At 67.7% G+C, this 26,439-nt stretch carries 19 protein-coding genes and 1 tRNA gene; 2 read left to right on the top strand and 18 right to left on the bottom strand.

Annotated elements, in window-relative coordinates:
* Positions 1-56 precede the first annotated feature (56 nt).
* The 5 genes from BN3560_RS04480 to BN3560_RS04500 all read right to left on the bottom strand — a co-directional run bounded on the left by BN3560_RS04480 (position 57) and on the right by BN3560_RS04500 (position 6,908).
* Positions 57-2,702 (bottom strand): homocysteine S-methyltransferase family protein, encoded by a 2,646-nt coding sequence (locus BN3560_RS04480; protein WP_096227159.1) that lies wholly within the window; start codon positions 2,700-2,702, stop codon positions 57-59.
* Positions 2,695-3,390, bottom strand: a complete 696-nt coding sequence (locus BN3560_RS04485) for a vitamin B12 dependent methionine synthase (protein ID WP_096227160.1) — start codon at positions 3,388-3,390, stop codon at positions 2,695-2,697. Before BN3560_RS04485 ends, BN3560_RS04480 begins: the two co-directional genes overlap by 8 nt.
* Positions 3,390-4,322: a methylenetetrahydrofolate reductase gene (locus BN3560_RS04490; RefSeq protein WP_096227161.1), complete on the bottom strand. Its 933-nt coding sequence runs from the start codon at positions 4,320-4,322 to the stop codon at positions 3,390-3,392. Before BN3560_RS04490 ends, BN3560_RS04485 begins: the two co-directional genes overlap by 1 nt.
* A gap of 169 nt (positions 4,323-4,491) precedes the next feature.
* Complete coding sequence (locus BN3560_RS04495; protein WP_087191556.1) at positions 4,492-5,328, bottom strand: TspO/MBR family protein; 837 nt, start codon at positions 5,326-5,328, stop codon at positions 4,492-4,494.
* Between the two features lie 332 nt (positions 5,329-5,660).
* Positions 5,661-6,908, bottom strand: coding sequence for a U32 family peptidase (locus tag BN3560_RS04500; RefSeq protein WP_096227162.1), 1,248 nt, complete (start codon positions 6,906-6,908; stop codon positions 5,661-5,663).
* Between the two features lie 224 nt (positions 6,909-7,132).
* On the opposite strand from BN3560_RS04500, the gene BN3560_RS04505 reads away from it, so the two are divergent.
* A complete protein-coding gene (locus BN3560_RS04505; protein WP_096227163.1) occupies positions 7,133-8,344 on the top strand; it encodes an ATP-binding protein in 1,212 nt (403 codons plus the stop codon).
* Between the two features lie 118 nt (positions 8,345-8,462).
* Here BN3560_RS04505 and cysS read toward each other — a convergent pair whose 3' ends face one another.
* The 5 genes from cysS to BN3560_RS04530 form a co-directional block, all read right to left on the bottom strand.
* On the bottom strand, positions 8,463-9,974 hold the full coding sequence (gene cysS, locus BN3560_RS04510; protein ID WP_096227164.1) for a cysteine--tRNA ligase: 1,512 nt from the start codon (positions 9,972-9,974) through the stop codon (positions 8,463-8,465).
* Positions 9,975-10,086: 112 nt separating this feature from the next.
* Positions 10,087-10,590: a 2-C-methyl-D-erythritol 2,4-cyclodiphosphate synthase gene (gene ispF, locus BN3560_RS04515; protein WP_096227165.1), complete on the bottom strand. Its 504-nt coding sequence runs from the start codon at positions 10,588-10,590 to the stop codon at positions 10,087-10,089.
* Positions 10,587-11,429: a 2-C-methyl-D-erythritol 4-phosphate cytidylyltransferase gene (gene ispD / locus BN3560_RS04520; RefSeq protein ID WP_087191551.1), complete on the bottom strand. Its 843-nt coding sequence runs from the start codon at positions 11,427-11,429 to the stop codon at positions 10,587-10,589. Before ispD ends, ispF begins: the two co-directional genes overlap by 4 nt.
* A gap of 60 nt (positions 11,430-11,489) precedes the next feature.
* On the bottom strand, positions 11,490-12,431 hold the full coding sequence (locus tag BN3560_RS04525) for a serine O-acetyltransferase (protein WP_087191550.1): 942 nt from the start codon (positions 12,429-12,431) through the stop codon (positions 11,490-11,492).
* 257 nt (positions 12,432-12,688) lie between these two features.
* Positions 12,689-15,253 (bottom strand): ATP-dependent Clp protease ATP-binding subunit, encoded by a 2,565-nt coding sequence (locus BN3560_RS04530; protein ID WP_096227166.1) that lies wholly within the window; start codon positions 15,251-15,253, stop codon positions 12,689-12,691.
* A gap of 539 nt (positions 15,254-15,792) precedes the next feature.
* Between BN3560_RS04530 and BN3560_RS14670 the strand changes: the two genes are divergently transcribed.
* Positions 15,793-16,134, top strand: coding sequence for a hypothetical protein (locus tag BN3560_RS14670; RefSeq protein WP_231897343.1), 342 nt, complete (start codon positions 15,793-15,795; stop codon positions 16,132-16,134).
* Positions 16,135-16,434: 300 nt separating this feature from the next.
* Here BN3560_RS14670 and lysS read toward each other — a convergent pair whose 3' ends face one another.
* The 8 genes from lysS to BN3560_RS04575 form a co-directional block, all read right to left on the bottom strand.
* Positions 16,435-18,414: a lysine--tRNA ligase gene (gene lysS, locus BN3560_RS04540; RefSeq protein ID WP_096227167.1), complete on the bottom strand. Its 1,980-nt coding sequence runs from the start codon at positions 18,412-18,414 to the stop codon at positions 16,435-16,437.
* A gap of 308 nt (positions 18,415-18,722) precedes the next feature.
* On the bottom strand, positions 18,723-19,193 hold the full coding sequence (greA, locus tag BN3560_RS04545; protein WP_087191547.1) for a transcription elongation factor GreA: 471 nt from the start codon (positions 19,191-19,193) through the stop codon (positions 18,723-18,725).
* A 168-nt stretch (positions 19,194-19,361) separates the two neighbouring features.
* Positions 19,362-19,634 (bottom strand): twin-arginine translocase TatA/TatE family subunit, encoded by a 273-nt coding sequence (tatA, locus tag BN3560_RS04550; RefSeq protein WP_096227168.1) that lies wholly within the window; start codon positions 19,632-19,634, stop codon positions 19,362-19,364.
* 125 nt (positions 19,635-19,759) lie between these two features.
* A tRNA-Pro gene (locus tag BN3560_RS04555) sits at positions 19,760-19,836 on the bottom strand.
* A gap of 207 nt (positions 19,837-20,043) precedes the next feature.
* Positions 20,044-20,463 (bottom strand): PaaI family thioesterase, encoded by a 420-nt coding sequence (locus tag BN3560_RS04560; RefSeq protein WP_096227169.1) that lies wholly within the window; start codon positions 20,461-20,463, stop codon positions 20,044-20,046.
* Between the two features lie 11 nt (positions 20,464-20,474).
* A complete protein-coding gene (locus tag BN3560_RS04565; protein WP_154270486.1) occupies positions 20,475-23,555 on the bottom strand; it encodes a bifunctional diguanylate cyclase/phosphodiesterase in 3,081 nt (1,026 codons plus the stop codon).
* Between the two features lie 46 nt (positions 23,556-23,601).
* Positions 23,602-25,083, bottom strand: coding sequence for an extracellular solute-binding protein (locus BN3560_RS04570; RefSeq protein WP_096227170.1), 1,482 nt, complete (start codon positions 25,081-25,083; stop codon positions 23,602-23,604).
* 143 nt (positions 25,084-25,226) lie between these two features.
* On the bottom strand, positions 25,227-26,417 hold the full coding sequence (locus BN3560_RS04575; RefSeq protein WP_087191543.1) for a lysylphosphatidylglycerol synthase transmembrane domain-containing protein: 1,191 nt from the start codon (positions 26,415-26,417) through the stop codon (positions 25,227-25,229).
* Between the last annotated feature and the right edge of the window lie 22 nt (positions 26,418-26,439).

Below are 26,439 nucleotides of genomic sequence, written 5' to 3' on the forward strand. Positions count from 1 at the left end.
TGGCACACATCATAGCAAGAACTCCTGAAGGTTGCACCCGCAAAAGCATCTCGTTTTCATATTGCCGGGTGCGCGGCGAAGAACCGCTCCGCGATGCGGGCGGCCTCGGCGGCGTCCTTGCCATAGTAGTCCGCGCCTATCTCGCGCGCGTAGTCGGCCGTGAGCACGGCGCCGCCCACGAACACGGCCGTGCCCGGCACCTGCTCGTGCAAGAGCGCTATGGTCTGCTCCATGGCCTTCACCGTGGTGGTCATGAGCGCCGAGAGGCCCACGAGCCGCGCGCCGTGCTCGCGCACCGCCTGAACCACCCGCTCGGGAGCCACATCGCGACCCAGGTCGATCACCCGGTAGCCGTAGTTCTCCAAGAGCATGCGCACGATGTTCTTGCCGATGTCGTGTATGTCGCCCTGCACGGTGGCCAGCACGATGGCCTTGCCGTCGTCGGTCGGGGCAGCCTCCCCCTGGCGCGAGCGCACCACGTCGAAGCCGGCCTTCACCGCCTCCGCCGAGGCCATGAGCTGCGGAAGGAAGAACTCGCCACGCTCGAAGCGCTCGCCCACGGCGTCGAGCGCCGGGATGAACACGCCGTCGATGACGTCGAGCGCGTCGTGGCCCTCCAGCAGCCGCTCGGTCGCGGCTGCCATGGGGGTCGCGCGTCCCGTGAGGATGAGGCGCTCCATGGCGCGCACCTCCTCGGCCGCGTCCGCGAGGGCGGGCGGCACCGGCATGCCTGCCGCTCCGTCCGGCCCCGCCACGGGACTGCGCTCCCCTTCGGGCGCCGCGGCCCCGGCATCTGCAACGCCCCCGGGTGCCCCGGACGCGCCACGCACCGCGTACGGGTCGGGCGCCCCGGCGTAGCGCTCCACGTAGGCCGCCGCCCCACGGTCCTGGCCGTTCAGCACGCGCCATGCCTCCACGGTGTCGCGGCAGCGGGCGTTCAGCGGGTTCAGGATGGGCAGGTCGAGCCCCGCCGCGAGCGCCGCGGCCAGGAACGTGGCGTTCACGAGGCCGCGCTGCGGCAGGCCAAAGCTCACGTTCGACACGCCGAGCACCGTGCGCACGCCCAGGCGCTCCTTCACGAGGCGCACGGCACGCAGGATCTCGCGCACCTCGTCCTGGTTCGTGGCCGCCGCCATGACCAGGCAGTCGATGGCCACGTCGCAGCGCGGGATGCCGTGGGCCTCCGCGGCCGCCACGATGCGCTCGGCCACGGCGAGCCGCCCTTCTGCCGTGGGCGGGATGCCGTCCTCGTCGAGCGTGAGGCCCACTACCGCACAGCCATAGCGCGCCACCACGGGCAACACGGCATCCAGATTCTCGCGCTTGCCGTTCACGCTGTTCACGAGCGGTTTTCCGGCATACCCGCGCACGGCCGCCTCGATGGCCGCCGGATCGCTCGAATCCACCTGCAAAGGCGCCGTGACCGTGGCCTGCAGGCGACCTACGGCCGCCGCGAGCACGGCGGGCTCGTCCAGCTCCGGCAGACCCACGTTCACGTCGAGGATGGCGGCGCCCGCCTCCTGCTGGGCCACGGCCTCGCCCACCAGGTAGTCGTAATCGCCCTCGCGCAGGACCGCCTTCAGCTTCGGCTTGCCCGTGGGGTTGATGCGCTCGCCGATGACGACCGCGTCCGCGCGCCCTTCCGACAGCTCCACGACCTCCTGGGCGCTCGTCACCGTGAACGCGGACGGCGGCGTGCGCGGCACCGGCGTGCGGCCCGCCACGAGCGCCGCCAGCTCCGCGGTGAAGGCCGGGTTCGTGCCGCAGCAGCCGCCCACCACGCTCGCGCCTGCCTCCACGATGCGCTCCATGACGGCTGCGAACTCCGCAGGCTCCACGTCGTACACGGTGCGCCCCTCCACGACGTGCGGCAGCCCGGCGTTCGGGCGCACCACGACGGGACAGCGCGCACAGCGCACCAGCTCGCGAGCCACCGGCTCCAGCTCCGCAGGTCCCAGCGAGCAGTTCACGCCCACCACATGAGCGCCCAGCGACGACAGCACGGCCGCCGCCACGCCCGGGGGCGTGCCGAGGAACGTGCGCCCGTCCTCGCCGAACGTCATGGAGGCGAAGATAGGCAGGTCGGAGAAGTCCTTCGCCGCCAGCACCGCCGCCTTCGCCTCGCGCAGGTCCGTCATGGTCTCGATGAGCACGATGTCGCACCCGGCTTCGACCACGGCGCGCACCTGCTCGGCGAATATCTGGTAGGCCGCCTCGAACGGCAGCGTGCCCAGGGGCTCCAGCAGCACGCCGATGGGGCCGAGGCCGCCCGCCACGTAGCGGGCGCCGGCCGTGCGGGCGTTGGCCGCCGCCGCACGGTAGACGTCGGCCACCGTCGCGCGGCCCTCCAGCTTGTGCGCGTTGGCGCCGAATGTGTTCGTGGTGATCATCTCGGCCCCGGCGCGCACGTAGCCGGCGTGGATGTCCACGATGGCGTCCGGGTCATGCAAGTTCAGCAGGTCGGGCAGCTCGCCGTGCGCCGTGAGGCCGCGCTCCTGCAAGAGCGTGCCCATGGCGCCGTCCTGCACGAGGAAGTCCTGCCCGCGCAGCACGCGCTCGAGGTGCGCGTCGGCAATGCGCAGCCCCGCGAGCGGGTCGGGCAGGCCGGCGGGGGCGGAAACGGCGGTGCGGGCGGTAGCGCCAGCGGCACGCCCCGCGCCCGAGCGGGCGGGGGCGGAAGCAGCGGGCTTGTTCTCATCCATGGCAGGTCCTTCCCTGGTCTTTGAGCGCGCAGCGTCCGGCCAGCGCGCAGGAAGCGCACGTCGAGCGCGCCGAGGCGTTCGACGGCTCGCCCTCGAACAGGCCCACGACGGCCGTGACGCTCTTCGTGGGCACGAGCAGGTTGCCCGCGGTGGCCGTGAGGCCGATGCGGCGCGGCGCATCGAGCGCCGCAAGGAACGCGGGCTGCACGGCAAGCGGCAGGTCGCCGAAGCCGGGGCTGAAGCGGAAGTTCGTGCGCAGGCCGCGCGCGGCGGCCTCGGCCACGATGCGGGACTCCTCCAAGTCGGCCGCCGCCTCCACGAGCGCCGACGCGGCAGCCCCGTACAGGAGCGCGTCCACAGGGCTCGTGGCCGTGCGCAGGCGCAGCGCCCGCTCGCTCTCGGCGCCCAGCGTGCATGCCATGAGCACTGCCTCGCCGGCACCGTCCAGATGGCGGGCAATGTCGCGTCCCTCCAGCACGAGGCCGCACCCCTCCAACGCCACGTGCCCGGCATCCGACCTCGCATGGTCCACGGGAAACACGGCATGGAGGCAGCGCGGGCGCAGGCGCTCGCAGGCGGCCACGGCCTCGTCGAAGCGGCGCGCGAGGTCGGCGTCGAGCTTTTGCCCGTCGTAGCCCAAGTAGCGCAGCGCCTCGTCGCGGTCGACGCGCAGGCCCTCCGTCGCCATCAGGCGCGCCCGCCGACAGGCTCCCCGGCGCCGCGCACGGCCACCTCGCCCGCCGGGCGCCACGTCGCACGCAGCGCGCCCGCGCAGGCGCGGGCGATGTCGGGCTGGTTCATGGTGTACACGTGCAGCCCGTCCGCGCCGTGCTCCTGCAAATCCACCAGCTGGGCGCAAGCGTACTCGATGCCCGCCGCGCGCAGTGCGACCGCATCGTCCTCGTACTTGGCCAGAAGCTTGATGATGGGCGACGGCAGCGAGGCGCCGCACATGAACACCATGCGCTGGATCTGCGCTTTCCCTAAAAACGGCATGACGCCGCACGCGATTGGCACGGAGATGCCCGCCGCGTCGGCCGCCTCGCGGAAACGGTAGAAGTACGCGTTGTCGAAGAACAGCTGCGTGACGAAGAAGCACGCACCCGCATCCTGCTTCTGCTTGAGGTGCGCCACGGATGCGCGGAAGTCCGTGCATTCGATGTGCCCTTCGGGATACGCCGCCGCACCCACGCAGAACCCCTCGTCTGCCAGGCGCATGACCAGGTCCTTCGCGAAGCGGAACGGCCCCTCCGCCGCCGATGCGTCGGCCGTGCGGTCGCCGCGCAGCGCGAGGACGCTGGCAATGCCCTTGCGTTTCAGGTCGTCGATGGCGCGCGAGATGGACTCTTCCGTGGCACCCAGGCAGGTGAGGTGCGCCACCGTGGGGATGTCGAAATCATCGTGGATCATGGCGGCCACGTCGGCCGTGGCCTGCCGGTTGCCGCTGCCGCCCGCCGAGTACGTCACGCTCACGAAATCGGGCAGCAGGTCGGCCAGCTCGGCCGCCACCTCGTGCGCCGTCTCGAGCGTGAGATCGCCCTTCGGCGGGAATATCTCGAACGAGACCGGCTGGCGGCCCGCCGCGCGGGCGGCCGCATATATGTCTGAAACGCTTCTCATGGGGGTCATTATACGGAAGCGCCCGGGCCGCGGCAAACCCCCGCGGCCCGGGCGCGCCGGAAGGGGCCCCATCGGCGGCGCCGGCCTCGAGCCTTCGCAGGCATCCGTCAAGAAGGGCGCCGGAGCACCTGCGAGGCCTCGGACGAACGCCCTCGCGCCGGAAGCCCGCCTACCCCCGCACGGCGGAGCGCAGCTTGCCCAGCGGCACGAACGTGAGCACCGCGCCCGCGATGACGAGAATGAACACGAGGGAGGACACGAGCCACGACGCCTCGGCCACGTGGATGCCCACGCCGATGAGGGCCCACAGGAACACAAGGGGGAACGCCACGTCGTCGTACATCTTGCGCATGACGTAGCCGAGGGCCAGCACGCCCGCCGTGAGGGCCAGCACCGAAAGCCCGTTGAAGAACGCGATGCCGCCGTCCAAAGCGCGCGTCACGAGGATGGCCATGTTCGCCAGCGCGGCCACCGTGACCCAGGCGGTGTAGATGGAGATGGGCACCCAGCCCCAGCCCGACTTCGCCGACCGGCGCACGTTCAGATACAGGGCTGCGAGCACCGCCCATTCGGCCAGGATGACGATGAACGAGATGCCCACCAGCTCGAAGTGCCACAGCGCCAGCCACAGCACGTTCAGCACGCAGCTGCCGATGAACAGCACGGACACGGGGGTGAAGCGCTTGGCGCGCAAGGGCGCCTCGCGCGTGTAGGACACGAGCCACGCGATGAGCGCCACGTAGATGAGCGACCAGATGGAGAACACGTAGCCCGCCGGCGTGAACCAGGTGAACACGCCGTAGGCCACGGTGGCCGATGTGTTGCCCCCTACCTGGCCTCCCTCGATAACCGCGTTGCCGACGAGCGTGAGCGCGTAGACCACCCACATCGTCACCGTCTCGGCAGTCAGGTAGCCGCCGCGCTCAAGCTTGCGGCCGGCCTTCGTGCTGCGAGCCCGTTGCACGACGCCCGGTGCCGCCGTGGCATGATAGGCATGGTTGGGCATGATGCACCTCGCTTTCCTAAGGGGGCGCCGAGAGCGCCCTCGATTCGATTGGTGCAGCCCAGTGTAGCGCGGCGCCGAGGCCGGGCCGTTACGGCCACATGGCAGGTATCCATCGCTTCGGCGCAGATGAGGGGCGCAAAGCTCAACGATGACGAAGATGCCGCCCTTCCCGCACCAACCGGAGGTCCCCCCTCATATCAGCCAGCCGAAACCATGCGACCAGAGACGGCCGCCCCGGCGCATGCGGTCAACCTCGGGGATTGCCGTATGCGCCGGACAGCTCCCCTAGCACACGAGCTCTCGGCCGGCTGATGGGATGACGAGGAGATCGCCTACGGTGTCCTTATGCGCAGGAAGTCTCCCGGGGAGAGCTCTTCGGCGACCGTGAACGCGTACGCCTCGGCGGAGCGGTTCGCCACAGCTGCGGGGACGGGCGCGGGGTGCGGATCGTCCGCATCGGGTCGCGGCAGCCAGGCCAGGTTGCGCACCCGCACGCTGAAGGATGCGCGTCCGGGCACGACGGCCTCCAGCTCGTCGCCCTCGCAGAAGCGGTTGCGGCACACCGCCTCCACGCGCCAGGCGCCGTGCCCGGCGGGGGCGCATACGCGCACGTCGGCCGCATGCAGGCACTCCCTCACGTAGCCGTCGCATTCCGGCGACTGCTCGGCGGCCCCGTAGTAGAAGCCGGTTGAGTACGGACGGTGCGACACGCACGCGAGCTCGGCCGCGCCCTCGGCCGGGTCGGCCCCGTCGAGCACGCGGCGGTAGGCGTGCACGACCGATGCCACGTAGAACGCCTTCTTGTTGCGCCCCTCTATCTTGAGCGAGTCCACGCCGGCGGCGGCCAGATCGTCCAGGTGCTCCACCATGCACAGGTCCTGCGCGTTCATGACGTAGGTGCCGCGCACGTCCTCCTCCACCGGGTAGAACTCGCCGGAGCGCTGCTCCTCCACCAGCGCGTAGCTCCACCGGCACGGCTGGGCGCAGTGCCCCCTGTTGCCCGAGCGGCCGGCCATGGCCGAGCTCAAGAGGCAGCGCCCCGACACGGCCATGCACATGGCCCCGTGCACGAACGCCTCCAGCTCCAGATCGCGCGGCGCGTCGGCGCGCATCCGCGCGATGTCTTCCACGCTCATCTCGCGGGCGCACACCACGCGGCTCGCCCCCAGCTCGTGCCACATGCGGGCCGCGACGGCGTTCATGACGCCCGCCTGCGTGCTCACGTGCAGGTCCGCATGCGGCGCGTGCTTGCGCGCGAGCGAGAACGCGCCGAGGTCGCTCACGATGAGCGCGTCCGCGCCGGCCGCGTCGAGTGCCTCCAGGTACGCCGGCAGCGCCGCCACATCGTCGGCGTCCATGAGCGCGTTCACGGCCACGTAGGCCTTCGCGCCGGCCGCATGAGCGCAGGCCACCGCCGCCGGCACGTCGTCGAGCGCGAAGTTCGAGGCGCGCTGGCGCAGCCCGAAGCGATCGCAGGCGAAGTACACGGCGTCCGCCCCGAAGCGCACCGCCGCCTCCAGCTGCGCCCGCCCGCCGGCCGGCGCGAGGAGTTCCGGGATATGTGCCGTCTGATTTCGCATGCGCCGTATTGTAGCGCAGGACGACGGCGGCGCGACCCATCGCCAAAAGCTCAAGCGCGGAGGAAGGCTTCACTATCACGAGTTTTCTAAGTGCTAACCGGATAACTTTAAAAATGGAGAAGTTTTCCGGTTAGCACTTGGAAAACTTTTCATTTTCGATAATTTTCCAAGTGCTAACCGGAAAACCTGCTATCCTAAAATCACCCATAGAGCAAGGAGCCTTTATGATTCGCCGCCCTCTTTACATGAACAAGCTCGAAGACTTGAAGGCCCCCGAGCTCGTCAAGGCCATCGTCGGCGTGCGCCGTTGCGGGAAGTCGACCCTCATGAGACAGCTCCGCAACGACCTGGTGGAAGGCGGCACCTCCCCCGACTCCATCATCTACGTCGACTTCGAGCTCCCCTCGAACAGCAGCCTCACCGATCCGGACGCGTTCATCGCCCACGTCGCCGAGCGTGCGAACCGCGAGGGCCCTAAGTACCTCTTCGTCGACGAGGTGCAGGAGCTCGATCGCTGGGAACCGACGATCAACGGGCTTCGCGCGGAATTCGGGCTGGACATCTACGTCACCGGATCGAACGCGAGGATGTTCTCGGGCGAGGACATGACGTACCTCTCCGGCCGTTACGTGAGCCTGCACGTCCTGCCGCTTTCCCTAGCGGAGCTCTGCCAGTTCGTCGGCATCGACGTCTCCGAACGCCAGGCGGCCGAAGACGCCTACGAGCTCCTCGTGCGGGAAGGCGGCTTCCCCGCCGTGGCGCTCGCCCCCACCGACGCCCTCAAGCACGCCATCCTCGACGGCATCTACGACTCCGTGTTCACGCGAGACATCCTGCTGCGCGGAAGGATTCGCAACGAGGCGGCTTTCGCGCGCGTGGCCTCGTTCGTGCTCGACAACGTCGGCAACCAAACCTCCGCCTCGGCTATCGAGAAGGCCCTCAGGGCAGGCGGCCACAGAGTGAGCGCCGAGACGATCGACAACTACCTCTCGCTCATGCAGAAGGCCCACCTCATCTACCGCTGCGACCGCTACGACATCCGCGGCAAGGAGCGCCTGCGCACGAACGGAAAATACTACGTCGTCGACCCCGGCCTTCGCAACCGCGTCTTGGGGCTGCGCGCCGGCAACCGCGGCCATCTGACGGAGAACATGGTGTTCCTCGAGCTCATCCGCCGGGGATACGACGTGAGTGTCGGAACGCTTCCCAACGCCGAGATCGATTTCGTCGTGCAGGACGGGAGAAGCATTAGCTATGTTCAGGTGAGCGAGACCGTGCTCGATCCCACCACGCTCGAACGCGAGCTCACCCCCTTCGCCAAGCTCTCAGACGGATTCCCTCGCGTGCTGATCACGAAAGACCGCACCGACTACGGCCGCGACGGCGTGCGCCACGTGAACCTGTACGATTTCCTGCTGGGAGCGCCGCTTCCCTGAGAAAATCCAAGGAGAGGGACAAGAGAACCGCCCCCTTGTCCCCTAACAGGAAAACTTCCGACACGAAAAGGACGGCCCCTCGGAGCCGTCCTTCGCATGCGAATCCTTTGACGCCGCCCTACCCTTCGTACGTCACGCGGGCGCCCTGGGGGGTGTCCTCGATGGTGAAGCCGAGGCCGCATAAGCCGTCGCGGACGGCGTCGGCGCGGGCCCAGTCCTTGGCGGCGCGGGCGTCGGCGCGGGCGGCCAGGAGCGCGTCCACGGCCTCGGCGGCATCCGAGCCCTCGTAGCCGGCGATGTCGGCGGCCAGCGCCACGACCTCGGCGGGGTACGCAGAGCCTTCGCCCGCCGCATCCGCGGCGGCGGCCTCCACGTCGATGCCGAACACGCCCATGAGCTCGACGATGAGCGCGCGGGCGTCGCGCACGGGCGGCACGTCGGACAGCGACAGCGTCTTGCCCGCCGCCTGCGCGTTCACGTCGGCGATGAAGTCGAACACCTCGCCCAGCGCCTTGCACGTGTTGAAGTCGTCGTCCATGGCAAGGATGAAGCCCATCTTCGCCTGGCGCGTGCGGTCCGTGAGCGCGCGCAGGTCGAGCGGCGAGGGGATGTCCTCGGCGTTGGCCAGCAGCCAGTCCAGGTTCTTCACCGCGTTCTCGATGCGGCCGAGCGCCGAGGCGGCCTCGTCCAGGCGGTCGGCGGAGAAGTCGAGGGGGCTGCGGTAGTGCGTCTGCAGCATGAGGAAGCGCAGCACCTCGGGACGCGTCGTCTCCAGCACTTCGCGCAGCAGCTTGAAGTTCCCCAGCGACTTGCTCATCTTCTCGGAGTTGATCTGCAGCATGCCGCCGTGCATCCAGTGGTTCGCGAACGTGCAGCCGCACGCGGCCTCGCTCTGGGCGCGCTCGTTCTCGTGGTGCGGGAACACGAGGTCGCCGCCGCCGCCGTGGATGTCGAACGGCAGCCCCAGGTACTTGCGCGACATGGCCGAGCACTCGATGTGCCAGCCCGGACGGCCCATGCCCCACGGCGACTCCCACGCCGGCTCACCGGGCTTGGCGGCCTTCCACAGCGCGAAGTCGAGCGGGTCGCGCTTGCGGTCCTCCACGCCCTTGCCGTCGGCGCGCAGCTCGCGGTGACCTCCCTCCATCTCGTCGACGTTGCGGCCCGAGAGCGCCCCGTAGTCCGGGAACGAGCGCACGCTGAAGTACACGTCGCCCTCCACCTCGTAGGCGTGGCCGCCGTCCACGAGCTCGCCGATGAGCTCGATCATCTCGGGGATCTCCTCGGTGGCCTTCGGGCGCACGTCGGGGTCGAGCACGTTCGCGCGGCGCATGTCCTCGATGAACGCCTCGGTGTACTCGGCGGCCACCTCGGCGGCCGGGCGGCCCTCCTCGAGCGACTTGCCGATGATCTTGTCGTCGACGTCGGTGACGTTCTGCACGAACTTCACGTCGAAGCCGCGCCACATGAGGTAGCGGCGGATGTTGTCGAAGCTGATGAACGTGCGCGCGTTGCCCACATGGATGTAGTTGTACACGGTGGGGCCGCACACGTACATGCCGACCTTGCCGCGCTCGAGCGTCTCGAGGTCCACCTTCTCGCGGACCTTGGTGTCGTAGAGCCTGATCATAGAGTGTCCTCGCATCCTGCCTGTCCGAAACGCCGCCCCATGCGGGCGCGCGTCAACCTGAAATTCTAGCACAGCGGGCCGAGCGGGCCGGCTTCCCGAAGGAACCGGCCTTCTAGCTACATCGGCAGAGCAGGCACGCGGCCGTGGCGGAGATGCCCTCCTCGCGGCCCTCGAAGCCCAGGTGCTCGGTGGTGGTGGCCTTCACGCCCACGTTCTCCACGGGGATGCCCATGGCGGCGGCCAGGTTCGCGCGCATGGCATCGCGGTGCGGCGAGAGCTTGGGCGCTTGAGCGGCGATGACGGAATCCACGTCGAGGATGGCGTAGCCCTCCTCGCGCACCTTGTCGGCCACGGCGGCCAAGAGCTTGAGCGAGTCCGCATCCTTGAAGGCCGGGTCGGTGTCGGGGAAGAGCTTCCCGATGTCGCCCCCGCGGATGCCGCCGAGCAGGGCGTCGGCAATGGCGTGCGCGAGCACGTCGGCATCCGAGTGCCCCAAGAGCCCGCGCGCATGCGGTATGTCCACGCCGCCCAGAACGAGCCGGCGCCCCTCGGCGAACGCATGCACGTCGTAGCCCTGCCCGATGCGCAGGGAGGCCGGATCGAACGAGCCCGTCATTCCTCTGCCCCCTTCATGTAGTTGGTGCGCACGGCGGCGGCCAGCATGAGGTAGTCCTCAGGCACGGTGAGCTTGATGTTGTCGCGCTTGCCCTCCACCACGAGCACGCGGCCGCCCAAGCGCTCGATGAGCGAGGAGTCGTCGGTGCCCATGAAGCCGTCGGAGAGCGCCGAGGCGTGCGCGCGGCGGTAGATGCCGGCGCGGAACACCTGCGGGGTCTGCGCGTTCCAGAACACGCGGCGATCGGGCGTGCCCACGATCACGCCGTTCTCCACCACCTTCAAGGTGTCCACCGCCGGGTGCGCCACCACGGCGCCGTCGCAGTCGATGTTGCCCTTGAGCGTGGCGATGGTGTGCGCGATGAGGTCGGGCGAGATGAGCGGGCGGGCGCCGTCGTGCAGGATGACGTACTCGTAGTCGTCCGGCACGAACTCCAGGCCCGAGAACGCCGATTCCTGGCGGCTGGGGCCCGAGGGCGCCACCACGATGGGCGTGACGAACGGGAACGGGTCGATGGCGCGCTTGAGGTACTCGTCGCAGCGGTCCTCGGGGCACACGATGACGATGAGCCCGATGTCGCCCACAGCGTCGAAGGCCTCGGCCGACCAGGTGAGGATGGGCTTGCCCGCTATCTCCACGAGCTGCTTGCCGCCCTCCTTGCCGAAGCGCTCCCCCGTGCCGCCGGCCAGTATGATGGCCGCGGTCTGCGGGTTCTTGTCGACCTCGCCCTTCAGCCCGTGCAGCGACTGCGCGATCGTGTCGATGTCCAAGCTGTCGCACGCCAGCTCAGGCGCGCGCAGCACCTCCGACGAGAACACGGGATCGATTGTCTTGGTCATGGGATCTTCCTCTCCGCCTTGCGCTGTTCCGTTTCCGCCCCGCCCGCTGCGCCCGCGGACTTAGTCCCGCTCGCCCGGTTGGCGCACGGTGATCTCCTGCGCCTTCAGCGACACGCGGGAATGCGGCGGGATCGACGAGGTGACGAACGCGGAACCGGCGATGACCGACCCCTTCCCGATCACCGTCTCGCCGCCGAGCACCGAGGCGTTGGAGTAGATGGTCACGTCGTCCTCGATGGTGGGATGGCGCCGCACCCCCGCGAGCCGCTGCCCGCCGCGCGTGGACAGCGCGCCGAGCGTCACGCCTTGGTAGAGCTTCACGTGGTCGCCGATGACGGTGGTCTCGCCTATCACCACGCCCGTGCCGTGGTCGATGAAGAAGTACTCGCCGATCTCGGCCCCCGCGCCGATGTCGATGCCCGTGCCGCTGTGCGCGAGCTCGGTCATGATGCGCGGGATGATGGGCACGTTCTGCTGGTAGAGCACGTGCGCGATACGGTACACGTAGATGGCGTACAGGCCTGGATACGAGAAGATGACCTCCTCCTTCGAGCCGGCGGCCGGATCTCCGTCGTAGAGCGCCTGAACATCGGTGAGCAGCACCCGCTGGATGCTGGGAAGCTCGTCGAAAAACACCGTGCACACCTCCGAGGCGCGATCGCAGATGCGCTCGGGAGTCCCGCCGCACAGCGAGCGGGCCGGATCGGCCTCCTCGGCGTCGCGGTCGTCGGACGTGTAGGCGAGGGCGAGGACGATCTGCTCGCGCAGCGCCCGCTCGATCTGGATGAGCGTCTCGCCGATGAAGTACTCCGGACTCGTGGACGGCGTGAGCATCTCGTCGCCGAAATAGCCCGGAAACAGCACCCGCCGCAAGTCCTTGAGAACCCCCTTCACGGCCGAGCGGCTGGGAAACTGCCGCCCCGGTTTCGTGAAGAATATCTCGTCGGCCTCGTAGTTCTTCTCGATGCCCTTCACGATGCGATCGAGGTTGTCTCCGAACATAGAACCTCCTGTAGTCGGTCGGTTGAGCGAAGCTCGCATAGGCGCCGCAGGGCATGGGCTCTGCCCTTGCCGCCCAACAGGCGGCCCGTCGCAGGTCGTCGGCAAGGGCAGAGCCCATGCCCTGCAAACGGGCCGAACGATGCAGCAATCAGCGTTTCCCCAGTATACGACAAATGCGGGTCCAGAACGCAAGAAACCCCTGCTCCCCGGGCGCCAGATGCGAGCCCAGGGAACAGGGGAGCTTTTCAGGGGGAGCGCTAGTCTGCCGCGCCGCCCGACATCGACCCGCCGCCACGCACGCCGGCATGGCCAAGGTCGTAGTTCGTCAGCAGCAGCTCGGCATCACGCGCGATGCTGTCGCGCTTCCGCGGCTCCGGGACAACGCCCGAGCCCTGGGTGAACACAAGCTCGCCGTCCACTGCATCCACGTCGATGATCGACCCCGTGGACCACTTGCCCTCGAGTATCTCCTCGGACAGCGGGTCCTCCAGCAAGCGCTGGATAGCACGGCGCAGCGGGCGCGCGCCGAACGTGGCATCGGTGCCCTCCTTGGCGATGAGCTTGCACGCCGTGTCGGTCAGGTTGATGGACATGTTCTGCGCGATCAGGCGCTCGCGCAGGTCGGCCACCATGAGCTTCACGATCTCGGCGATCTGCTCGTCGTTCAGGCTCTTGAACACGATGATCTCGTCGATGCGGTTCAGGAACTCGGGACGGAACAGCTTCTTCATCTCGGACATGACGCGGCTCTTTATCTCCTTGTCGGAGAGGCCCGCGTGCTCCTCGGTGGAGAAGCCGAGCGTCGTCGGCTGCGCGATCTCGCGCGCGCCCACGTTCGACGTCATGATGATGACCGTGTTGCGGAAGTCGACCGTGCGACCCTGCGCGTCCGTCAAGCGGCCCTCCTCCAAGATCTGGAGCAGGATGTTGAACACGTCGGGGTGCGCCTTCTCGATCTCGTCGAACAGCACCACCGAGTAGGGGCGCTGGCGAACGGCCTTCGTCAGCTGGCCGCCCTCGTCGAAGCCCACGTAGCCCGGAGGGCTGCCGACCAGGCGGGACACGCTGTGCTTCTCCATGTACTCGGACATGTCGAAGGACAGGAGCGCATCCTCGGAGTTGAACAGGAACTCGGCCAGCGCCTTCGAGAGCTCCGTCTTGCCCACGCCCGAGGGGCCCAGGAAGATGAACGAGCCGGCGGGCCGCTTCGGATCCTTGAGGCCCGAGCGCGAGCGGCGGATGGCCTTCGACAGCGCCGTGACGGCCTCTTCCTGGCCCACGACGCGCTCGTGCAGCACGCTCTCCATGCGCAGCAGCTTCTCGGTCTCGGCCTCGGTGAGGTTCGATACCGGCACGCCCGTGGTCATGGACACCACGTCGGCGATGTCCTCCACCGTCACCTGCTGGATGGTCTTCTGGGCATTCTCCTCCCAGTCCTTCTCGGCCTGGGCGCGCTTGTCCTTGAGCTGGGCCTCCTCGTCGCGCAGCTGGGCGGCGCGCTCGAAGTCCTGGGCGGCGATGGCACCGTCCTTCTCGGCGCGGAGCTTGCGCAGGTCCTCGTCCAGGTCGCGCAGCTCCTTCGGCAGCGTCATGTTGCGGATGCGCATGCGGGCGCCGGCCTCGTCGAGCACGTCGATGGCCTTGTCGGGCAGGAAGCGGTCCTGGATGTAGCGGTCGGCCAGCGTCACGGCCGCCTGCAGCGCCTCGTCGGTGAAGTGTACCTGGTGATGCGCCTCGTAGCGGTCGCGCAGGCCCTCCATGATGCGCAGCGCCTGCTCCTCGTTCGGCTCGCCCACGGTGATGGGCTGGAAGCGGCGCTCCAGCGCGGAGTCCTTCTCCAGGTGCTTGCGGTACTCGTCGATGGTGGTGGCGCCGATGACCTGGATCTCGCCGCGCGACAGCGGCGGCTTCAGGATGGCGGCCGCGTCGATGGAGCCCTCGGCCGATCCCGCGCCGATGAGCGTGTGCATCTCGTCGATGAACAGGATGATGTCGCCCGCGTCCATGACCTCCTTGATGCACTTCTTCAGGCGCTCTTCGAACTCGCCGCGGTACTTCGACCCGGCCACGAGCGCGCTCACGTCGAGCGTGAACAGGCGCTTGTCGCGCAGGATGTCCGGCACCTGGTTCGACACGATGAGCTGCGCCAGGCCCTCGGCCACGGCGGTCTTGCCCACGCCCGGCTCGCCGATGAGCAGCGGGTTGTTCTTCTGGCGGCGCGAGAGCACCTGCATGACGCGCTCGATCTCGCCCGCGCGGCCGATGACCGGGTCCAGCTTGCCGTCGCGCGCCTTCTGCGTGAGGTCGGTGCCGAACTCCTTGAGCACGCTGTCGGAGCCTTGGCCTTGGGGGTCGAACGCGTTGCGCCCGGCGTACACGGGGCTCTGCCCCACGAGGTCGTTCAGCGCGCTGCGCACGTCGTCGCCGGAGATGCCCAGGCGCGTGAGCACCTCGAGCGCGGTACCGTCGCCCTCGCGCACGATGCCGAGCAGCAGATGCTCGGTGGATATGTAGGATTGGCCCATCTGCATGGCCTCGCGCAGGCTGTTCTCCAGCACGCGCTTGACGCGGGGCGTGAAGGAGAGATGCCCGGACACGTCGGTGTCCTCGTCGATGGCCACCACCTGGCGGATAGCCTGCACCACGGCGTCGTACTTCACGCCCTTGCGGTCGAGGGCCTGGGCGGCCAGTCCGTCCTTCTCTTGTATAAGGCCGAGCAGGATGTGCTCGGTGCCCACGTAGGGCTGGTGGAGCGAGCGGGCCTCATCCTGCGCCAGGACGAGCACCTTGCGCGCTTTGTCCGTAAACTTCTCAAATGACATGCTAGCCTCTATTCTCGCAGAGTCTATCGTATGGTTCCGTGCCATCTTAGCACTCTTGTATTGAGAGTGCCAATGCCGCATATGGCCGCACACGCTCGCTCCACAAGCGCAGGCGGCGGCGACCCGTTCATCCTATCACGACCTCCGGCTGCGCGCTGCCGTGCCCCCCGATGCCTCCAAAAGTGCTCACTTCTGACGAGGTTCTGACACGTGCGGGGTTTTTCGCAGGAGCGCACCTCGCGATGTCCGGCTGCCGCTGCTCGAGCCTCCCACGAACCGCCCACCTCGGATACGAGTTCTGCGGCACGTTCGCGCCCGACGAGAGCCGCCCCTACGGATCAGGGGCCAGGAAGCCGCTCACCTCGCCGGAGAAAATAGCGTCCTGCCTGCGAAAACTCGACGGCGTTCGAGGAGCGAAAGCCCTGCGCACAGCCCTCCCCCACATCATGGAGGGCTCGGCCTCGCCGCGCGAATCAACGCTGGCCGAGCTCGTGACCCTTCCCTGTCTGCGCGGAGGAAGCGGCATCAAGCACCCCTTGATGAACGCTGTCGTCCCCATACCCGAGCGCAGCCGCTGGGTCACCGGCCGCTCGCATTTGCGCTGCGACCTTATCTGGCCCGATGAGCGTGTGGCCGTGGAGTACGACAGCACGCTCTGCCACACCGGAGCCGAGCGCATCGCCGAGGACGCCGCCCGCAAGGATGCGCTCGAGGCACTCGGATTCACGGTGGTGACCGCCACCTGGAAACAGGTGGAAAACTACCAGGAGTACAACCGGTTCGCCAAGGCGCTGGCGAAGCACCTCGGCACGAGGGCCAGGCCCGTCTGCTCCGAATACCCCGCGCGCCAGCTCGCCCTCCGAAGGGAGCTGCTCGGCTGAGCGCAATCCGCCTCGCGCGCGGCGATTCGCCACGCTCGTGGCAGAAAATGGCGCTAGTTTATCATCGGCTTTTTCGGTCAGGCACACCGGTTTGAGAGACATGAACATGACCTGGCCCTTTGCGAATGCCCTTCGAGAAGGAGCCTTCAGCAGCCGGCTTCCGGCATCTCGAATGATCAACTATCGTCAAAACCTGCCACGAAACCGGGTTTCCCGTGCGCTGGGGCGTCTTAGACGCAAGAAGGCCGCCCGAGCGGGTGCGAGGGCGGCCTTCGTTGGAAGCGTGCTTTTGCCGGGACGCTAGTACAGCTTCGCGCCGGCGGGGATGCGGTCGTCCACCATGAGCAGGTTCAGGCGCTCCTCGGGCTGGCCGTCCTTGCCGGGCTCCTCGTGGATGGCGGAGAGCAGCATGCCGCACGATTCGACGCCCATCATCTTGCGCGGCGGGAGGTTGGTGATGGCGATGAGCGTGCGGCCCACCAGCTCCTCCGGCTCGTAGTAGGCGTGGATGCCGGACAGGATGACGCGGTCGGCGCCCGTGCCGTCATCGAGCGTGAACTGCAGCAGCTTCTTGCTCTTGGGAACGGCTGCGCACTCCTTCACCTTCACGGCGCGGAAGTCCGACTTGCTGAACGTGTCGAAATCGACCTCGTCCTCGAACAGCGGCTCCACGACCACCTTCGAGAAGTCGATGGGCGCGGCCGCAGGAGCGTCGGCGACAGCCGTCGGCGCGGCCGCAACCGGCGCGGCAGCGCGCGAGCGCCCGCCTGCAGGGGCCTCATCCCTCATGTGGGGGAACAGCAACACGTCGCGGATGGACGGGGCGTCGGTGAGCAGCATGACCAGGCGGTCGATGCCGATGCCGCAGCCGCCCGCCGGGGGCATGCCGTACTCGAGCGCGCGCACGTAGTCGTCGTCGTAGCCCATGGCCTCGTCGTCGCCCAGGTCCTTCGCCTCCACCTGCTTGCGGAAGCGCTCGGCCTGGTCCACCGGGTCGTTCAGCTCGCCGAAGGCGTTGGCGTACTCGTGGCCGCAGATGAACAGCTCGAAGCGCTCGGTGAGCTCGGGCTCGCCAGCCTTCTTCTTGGCGAGCGGCGACACCTCCAGGGGATGCTCCGTCACGAACGTGGGCTGGATGAGCTTCTCCTCGGCAACCGCCTCGAAGATCTCGGCGATGAGCTTGCCCTTGCCCCACGCGTCCTCGGCATGGCCGCCGTTGCGCTCGAGGATGGCCACCAGCTCCTCGCGGGTGCGCGCGAAGCTCACGTCCTCCCCCGCGCCCTCGCTGGCCAGCTCGATCATGGTGGCGCGGCGCCACGTGCCGCCCAGGTCCACCTGCTGGCCCTGGTACTCAACCTGCGTGGTGCCGCATGCGGCCAGCGCCGCGGCCTGCACGACGCCCTGCGTGAGCTCCATCATGCCCTCCAGGTCGGAGAACGCCTGGTAGAACTCCATGGTGGTGAACTCGGGGTTGTGGTAGGGGTCCATGCCCTCGTTGCGGAACTGCCGGCCGATCTCGAACACCTTCTCGAAGCCGCCCACGATGAGGCGCTTGAGGTGCAGCTCGGTGGCGATGCGCAGGTAGAAGTCCTTGTCGAGCGCGTTGTGATGCGTGACGAAGGGGCGCGCGTTCGCGCCGCCGAGGATGGGGTGCAGGATGGGCGTCTCCACCTCGAAGTAGCCGTGGTCTTCCATAAAGCGGCGGATGGCTGCCACGATTTTGAAGCGCTTCGTGAACGTGTCCTTCACCTCGGGGTTCATTACCAGGTCGACGTAGCGCTGGCGGTAGCGCGTCTCCTTGTCGGCCAGGCCGTGGAACTTCTCGGGCAGGGGGCGCAGGCTCTTGGACAGCAGCTCGAAGGACTCGACCGCCACGGAGAGCTGGCCGCGCTTCGTGCGCATCATGGTGCCGACGACGCCGATCCAGTCGCCCACGTCGAGGTCCTTGAGCTCGGAGAACGATTCCTCGCCCAGCGCGTTGATGCGGCAGAACAGCTGCATGTCGCCCGAGGAGTCGCGCAGCTCGAGAAAAGCGAGCTTGCCCTGGTCGCGCTTGGCCATGATGCGGCCTGCCACCTGCACCTCGTCCTCGGTGGACGCGCCGTCCTCGAGACCCTCGTACTGGGAGGCAAGGTCGGCCAAGTGGTGCGAGTAAGCGAACGCATGGCCGTATGGGTCGCGCCCCGCCGCCAGCAGCGCCTCGCGCTTGGCGCGGCGCACCGCGATGGGATCGTCCTCGATGACCTGCCCGGTATCCGTCGTGTCGTTGGTGTCGCTCATAGTTCAGTGCCCCTCAATCTCGTTCAGCTCGCAGAGCGGGCTCGCCCACCAGGGCCGGGCCCTTCGCGCGAAGCGCGAAAACCAACCGCGCAGGTTGGCGTAGTAAGTCAGCGAGGCCCGCCCTCGTGCCCGAGATTCGGGGGATGGCGCGGGCGCCGCGTACTTCGGTACGCAAGCCCGCGACATCGCGCGAAGATCGGGTGCGAGGGCGGGCCGCAGCGTCGGCGGGTTCCGGCGGCCGCCAGGCCGACGGAACCGGAACCGCAGTCGTCGGCGAGTTCCGGCGGCCGCCAAGCCGACGGAACTTCCTAATGCTCGATCTTCAGAATCACCATGGAGATGTCGCGGCCGGTCGGGCCCGTAGTCTCCACCTTGTCACCCTTCTTGTGGCCCAAGAGCGCTGCACCCACCGGCGACTCGTTGCTGATCTTGCCGGCAGCCGCGTCGCTCTCGGCACCGCCCACGATGGTGAAGACGCGCTCCTTGCCCCCCATGTCCACCGTGACCATGGAGCCGATGTTCACCTTGCTGGAACGCTTCGGCGTGCTCACGACGGTGGCCTCGGACAGGATGCGGCTGATCTCGGCGATGCGCGCCTCCATCATGCCCTGCTCGTTCTTGGCATCGTCGTACTCGGAGTTCTCCGAGATATCGCCGAACTCGCGCGCCACCTTGATGCGCTCGCCGATCTCGGCGCGCTTCTCGGTCTCGAGGTAGTGCAGTTCCTCCTCGAGCTTTTCCTTGCCCTCCTGCGTGAGGATGAAGTTGTCGTTTGCCATGCTTCTCACCTGTCCGATACCTACAACAGGCACGCCCGGTTGTCGGACGTGCGGCTTTTTATCTCTGTACGTGAGTGCTCCGACGGAGTGTCGGCCGATATACAAAAAAGCGGTATGTGCCCGGCCGAGCCGTCTGCACATACCGCGAACCGATTCGCTAGCGCCAGGCTATTCGGCCTTCTTCTTCGCCGCCGTGGTCCTCTTCGCAGTCGTGGTAGCCTTCTTGGGGGCCGGTTTCTCTTCCTCAACCTCTTCGACGACTTCCTCGTCCTCGTCCTCGGCTTCCTCGATGGCCTTGCCGCCGCCCATGCCCTCGCGCAGGTTCTTGACGGTCTTGCCGATCGCGCCGCCGAGCTTCGGGAGGTTCTTCGGCCCGAAGATCAGCAGGATGACTGCCAAGATGATCAGCAGCTCCGGCATGCCCATACCCAGGATTTTCATACGTTCCTCCAAGCTTGTCTTACGGGCCGCCACCGCAGCGCGCCCCGCCCACTCCAACGCCGTCAGAGTAGCACACACTATGCAAAAAAGGGATGCTCCTTGAAAGTTACATCCCTTTAGCTCCCTGGTCGGGTTGACAGGATTTGAACCTGCGGCCTCTGCGTCCCGAACGCAGCGCTCTACCAAGCTGAGCCACAACCCGTAAGCTGCTTGTTGCAGCGACGGTTATGATAGCACAATGTAATCGAAGGTAAAAGAAAATGTGGCAATATTTCCCCCTCCACGTCTTCTTCACCGGTGGTCGAGGCCGCTCGAAGCCGCTCCCTCCCCCGTAGGAGAGGCCGATGGATGCGCCCTGGGCGACAAAGCGCACCCGTCTTGGGCAAGGAGGGAGACGAAAGGCGACGCCTCACGCGCCTCCCTCGCCTTTCGCCTCCAGGTACGCGAGGGGCACGATCTTGGTCATGACCACGCCGTCGGACACCACGTCGCCCGCGTCGTCGTACGCCGCCACGTTCCAGTACTGCTTCACGGCACCGGTGCGCTCCGAGACCTCCTCGCAGTCGAGGTCGGCCACGCCGCGCAGCATGCCCTTCCTGCCACCCTTGCGATGGCGCACCCGCACATCGACGCCGAAAGGGCGTTCACGTTCGAAATCGGTGCCCTGCTCGGCGCCGATGCTGGCCACCGTCTCCAAGAGCGCGATGGTTGCGCCGCCATGCAGGTAGCCGTGCGGCTGGAGCACGTCGGGGGTGATGGGCATGAACGCCTCCACGTGGCGCTTGCCAGCGGAGACGGTCTCGATATGCAGCGTGTCGGTGAGGGTCATGGTGCTCCCTTCTAGCAGGACGTGCCGGCCAGCGTGCGGATGAGCTCCTGGATATCGGCGGGCACGGCCGGCGGCGTGGCAGCGGGCTTGCCTATGAGGTAGCCCTGCAGGTAGTCCACGCCCAGCCCGATGACGGCCTTGAGCTCGGAGGGCGTCTCCACGCCCTCGGCTATCACGCGTATGCCGCGGTCATGCGCGTAGCCTATGAGATTGCGGGCGATGTCCTGGTGGTCGCGCGCAACGTCGATGCCGCTTACGATGCCCATGTCCAGCTTCACGAAGTCGGCGTGGTAGTCGAGCAGCGACGTCTCGCCGTTGTAGCCGCTGCCGAAATCGTCGATAGCGAGCCGCGCACCCCAGCGCCGTGCGAGGCCCTCCTTGTACAGCGACATCTCGCGGCTGTAGTCGCTCTCCGTGATCTCGATGACCAGGTGCTTGAGCAGGGGCCCGAACCGCTTCTGCAGCTCCACCTCGTCATCGGAGGACAGGCGCTGCGTGGCAATGCTGTTCACGAACAAGGTGGCCCCGCGAGCGGCGTCCCCGTGCTTGGCGAACGCCTCCAGGGCGCCGAAGAACGTGAGATGCTCCACCCGGTAGAGCTTCGACTGCGAGCGCGCGAGCAGCAGCACGCGGTCCGGCGTGGCGATGGAGGGAAGCTGCGGCCGCATGAGCGCCTCGTAGGCCACCGCCTCGCCCATGCGGGCGTCCACGATGGGCTGGAAGTGGTAGTCGATGAGGTTCTCGTCGAGCAGGCGGTTCAGGTCCTCCTTGTTGTTGAGGATGAACGCCCCCCGCTCGTGGCTCTTGCGGTCGAACCGCAGGAGCGCGCCCTTGCGGTGGTTCTTGGCCTCGTACATGGCGAAGTCGGCATATTCGCGCAGGTGGGAGAAATCCACGGCGTCCTCGGGATAGAACGCCACGCCCACGGATGCGCGCACCTTGAGCACCGTGGCGTCGGGTGCCTCGAGCACGCTCGTGTCGAGCGCGCGCATGAACGAGTCGAACAGGCGGTACGCCCCATCGGCGTCAGCGCAGCGGTCGACGAACACGAGGAACTCGTCGCCCGAGATGCGCGCGAAGAAGCCCTCGCCCTCGAACGTGCGCTCGATGACGCTGGCCGCGGCCTTGATGTAGTGGTCGCCCCAATCGTGGCCGTACGTGTCGTTGATGTACTTCAGATTGTCCAAGTCGAGCATGAGCATGGCGCCGAACGCCGGCGGGATGCCGGCCAGGCGCTCCGTGACGGCCTGCTCGAAAGCACGGCGGTTCAAGAGGCCCGTGAGCACGTCGTGGTCGCGCTCGTGCTCTATGCGGCGGCGTGTGGCTATCTCGTCGGTCACATCCTCCACCAGGCCGAACACCCGCGTTCCGTCATCGCTCTCCAACGTGACGATGCGAACCCAGCGCCGGCCGTCGACATCCGAGACGATCCAGCGACCGTCGGACTCTTGCTCGTAGCGCGGGCGAAGCGACTGGAAAAGCCGTTCGAATGCTCCGAGCGGCACGGCGCCGCCGAGAGAGCCCTCATGCGCGGAGCCCTGCTCGCCCGAGCCCGACGGGAGCACGAGCCCCATCGCATCGAAGAAGCCATCCGTATACGTGGCGACGGACGACGTGAAATTGCACTCGAACGCGGCAATGGAGCGATCGGACAGCTTGAGTATCTGGGACAGGCGCGAGGCTGCCGAGGCCACCTCGGAGCCCAGCAGCTCAATGGACTCGGACAGCTCGTCCACCTCCACGATGCCGGTGGGCGTGAACGAGATAGGCTGTTCGGGACTTGCGGCACGCACCTCCCCCATCAGGTGGCGCAGGCGGGACGACGACAGCCATGCCGTGAGCACGGCAACAACGATGCCCACCACGATGGAGGCCGCGAACACCTTCATGAGGTTCTCGGACAGAAGGTGCGCGGCGGAGAACAGGTCGTCCTCGCGCTCGAGCCCCACGAGAGCCCAATGCTCGGAGGCGAACGGCGACGTGCTGTCGTAGAGCTTGATCTCGGCCGCGCTGGCGGCGGCACGCGCGGCCGACGACGCGGCCTCCGACGGCTCCACCGTCATGCGCCCCTTCTCGTCGAGGGACGATTCGAACGAGCCGTCCTCCACGTAGAGGCTCTGCGATGCACCCGTGGCCGTGAGCACTTCGTAGGTGCGTGGTTGCCCGGTTGCCGGCGACACGCCGCCGTCGCGCGCGAAACCACCGTCCTCCCCCGTGACGGCCAGCAGATAAGAGCCGTTGCCTCCCTCGTTGAGGTCGAGGTACGGGAAGAAGGAGGCTATGCGGTCGAGCCGTACCTCCACTCCCAGCACGCCAACGACATTGCCTGCGGCGTCCCTCACCGGCTTGCTGTACGTGACGGACTGCGTGCCCGTCCATCCCAGGTCGACGGGCCGTCCCCAGTAACCCAGGTCGCTCGTGTCGGCATCGGGGTACTGTTGGGCGGCACGCAGGGGACGATAGTAGAAAGCGCTCTGACCCTCGCCCTCGGCGGCGAGCGGAAACGCGGCCGACCACTGGCTGTCGAGCGCGATATCGAGCCGGCGGGCCACGCTGATGGGGCACGCCGCCAGCTGAAGGTCGGAGCCATTCGCCACGTCCACTTTGGGGTTCGCGTCGCGGATGTAGAGCGCCGGATGACCGTCCCCCTCGGAGGAGGGGTCGACCGCGCCGTCCGCGAGCACGAGGTAAACGCCGTCCACCTCGGCACGGCGGGCGAACGACAGCAGGTCGTCGGCCGATGCGTCGATGACGGCAAGCGAGAGGTCGGATCCCGTGGCGATGTCGGTCGCCGACGCACCGTGCGCGGCGAGGGCGGAATCGATGTCGTCGCCCACATCGTCCACGACCACGTCGAAATCCGACCAGCGGAATATCATGTCGTTCTCAAGATAGCCTGCCCGGCTGGAAACGCGCTCGGAGAACAGGTCGTAGGCGTCTGCCTCCATCTGCTCGAGCGTTTCGCTGCCCGCGAGCACGGCCACGCACATGACGCCCTGGATGGCGAGGGCTATGCAGAAGGGCACCACGACGAGGACCTTGAACGTCAGTCCGCGCCGCGCGCCCCGCCTTTTTCCCGTTTCCAGGCCCATGCCGCCGTCGTTTTCCCTTCCCCGGCCCTCGCCGAAGGCGTTCTGGCTAGGCCATTGCCGCTTCGAGCGATGCGGTCAGGTCGGCCAGCCAGGAGTCGAACACCGCATCCTCCAGGTACGGCGCCACGGCCTCCTCGGGCGCCGCGCCGCCCTCGATGGCGGCCGTCACGGCCGCGCGGTCGGCCACGGCCTTGCTGGACAGCGCCTTCTCCAGCACGGCGCGCGCCTCCACACCGCCCTTGAACGGCGGGTTGGCGTACACGCCCGCCTCGATGGTATCGAGCGTGGCCGGCAGGTTCACCAGGTAGTTCTCGGATGCGCCCTCGACGGACTCGGCAGCCTTCTGCAGGTTGTCGAGCGTGAGCGCGTCCTTCTTCACGGGCACGTAGCCGGCGCTGATGGAGAAGGCCGTGTTCTGCTCCTTGTCGGTGAACCACTTCAGGAACTCGACGCAGGCGGCTTCCTTCTTCTCGTCGGACTTCGTCACCACGAAGCCGGCGCCCTGCTGGGGCGCGCACGGCTTGCCGTCCTTGAACGTGGGGTTCGCCAACGCGGCCAGCTCTATGGGATAGCTCGTATTGTCGTCGACCGTCACGGTCTTCGGGAAGTACACCACCGAGGAGGACGAGCCCACATAGCAGACGAGGTCGCCCGTCTTGACGGCATCGGAGCGGAACTTGCCCTCGGCGGAGAACCAGCCCTGCACCATGGGCACGTAGTAGTTGTCCCAGAGCTTCTTCATGGTGGCGCGATCGAGGTCGAGCGTGCACACGCCGCCGTCGATGTCGAACACGTCATGGCCCAGCTGGCGCGAGCCGGTGATCAGGTAGTTCGCCATGGCGTCGCGCCCGAAGAAAGGACGTCCGTCGCCCGCGACGTCCGGCGTCTGGGCGTCGGTCCACTCGTAGTAGCGCTGCGCCACGGTCGTCACGCCCTCGATGGTGGAGAGCTCCTCGAGCGTCGAGCCGGTGGCATCGGCGAACTTCTGCCAGTCGGTCAAGTTGACCTGCAGCGTCTCGGTGGACTTGCCCACCGGGAACACCTTGAGGCTGCCGTCGCCGTTGATGTCGCCCTCTTCGATGAAGCTGTCAACGTACTGGGCCAACTCGCCGTCGGTCAGGTAGGCCGACAGGTCGGCCACGCGGCCGAGCCCGTCGATGACCGAGGCGGTGTCGGAGTACGAGAGGAACGCATCGGGCATGGCCTCGGAGCCCACGAGCTCCTGCGCCGAGTCGGTGACGGCGGCGGCCAGGTCGTTCACGCCTCCCTGGCTGGAGCTGGTTACCACGACGCCCGTATCCTTGCCGCGACCCGCGTTGAACTCCTTGACCAGATCCTCGAACGCCTGCTGCTGCGTGCCGTTGTAGTACGTCCAGAGCTCCACCTGCACGGGGTCGGCCGGGTCGAGCACCGACGCCTTGCCGGCTTCGCCCGCCGCGCCCTGCCCACCCCCAGCGCATCCGGCACAGGCCAAGATCCCCGCCAGCGCGAACGTTGCGACGGCGCCGAAAAGCTTCCCACGTTCCATACTGCCCCCGTTCTGCAAGCGGGCCTGCGGCCCGCGATATGCTACCATCCCGCTATTCTATAGCATGGCGAACCCGCGCATGGCGTAAACCCCCGATTGTCGTAGTTTTTGAGGTTGGAAAACGTACAGCGCGCCGCGGACGGTCAGCGGCCGCGCGGCTCGGAGGAAGCAGGCGGCGCGCCAGCGGCCTGCTCCTGCGGCGAGCGGGCGGCGGGCCGTGCCTTGCCCGAGACAGGCGCGCCCTGCGCCTTCGCCTCGTCCAGGCGCCTGGCCTGTCCTTCGACGGTGCGCATGCGGTCGGACTTGCGGGCGGTGCGCACGGTCTTCTTCGCTTCCTGCTTGAAGGACTTCGTGGTCTGGATGAGGATGGCGCCCACCAAGAACGGGAACCAGAACACGATGCCGCGGTACACGAGCGCAATGGACAGGCCCGCCGCGCTCGACTCGCCGAACGACGTGAACGCCACCACCACGGCAGCCTCCACCACGCCCACGCCCTGCGGGGTGATCGATATCATGGCGAACAGTGTGGCCACTACGTAGCCGCAGATGAGCGCCTCGGGCACGGTCACGCCGAAGCCCACGCCCACAAGCGAGAAGCACGCGAGCTCGCACAGGGAGGCCACCACGGAGCAGCCGAACGCCTTGGCGGTGGCCTTCGGGTTGTGGGCGATGAGGCCGGCCGCGTCGGAGAACGAGCCCACCGTGCGCTCGACCCACGAGTCCAGCGGCGGCTTCTTGAAGCGCACGCGGATGCGGTCCACCAAGCGCTCGATGGGGCGCAGCGCGCGCAGCACGAGCGCCGGGCGCTTGCGGCCGAGCACCAGGATGAGAACCATGACCGTGACGAGCGCGATGACCAGCAGGCCCAGGAGGAACCACAGCGGCGAGAGCCCCACGGTGAACGCGAGGATGGCGAAGCCCACGAGCATGATGGTGGCGAAGCCCGAGTCCACGGTGATCTGCATGAGCAGGGCTGCGCTCGTGGCGCGCCCCGGCGGGATGCCGCGGCGGCGCGCGTCGTCCACCACGAGCGTGGTGCCGGCGAGGTTGAGCGAGGGGGCGATGGTGTTCATGAAGAACGTGCCGAACACGAGCGGCAGCGTGGAACGCGGGTCCATGCGCTCGCCCACGGCCTCGAACGCGAACGAGTAGGCGAAGCTCTGCGCGAAGTACTTGCCCAGCTGCGTGCACAGGGCGGCGACGAGCGGGATCACCGACCCCTTCTTGATGGTCTCCACGAGTTCCACCAGCTGGTCGCCGCGCAGCAGCACCACGGCGAGCACGATGACGATGACGAGCCCGATGAGCAGGTTGCGCACGCTCAGCTTCAAGGCCTGCCCCCGTTCCGTCCCA

The sequence above is a fragment of the Gordonibacter urolithinfaciens genome (genome assembly GCF_900199375.1).
Lineage (GTDB): Bacteria > Actinomycetota > Coriobacteriia > Coriobacteriales > Eggerthellaceae > Gordonibacter > Gordonibacter urolithinfaciens.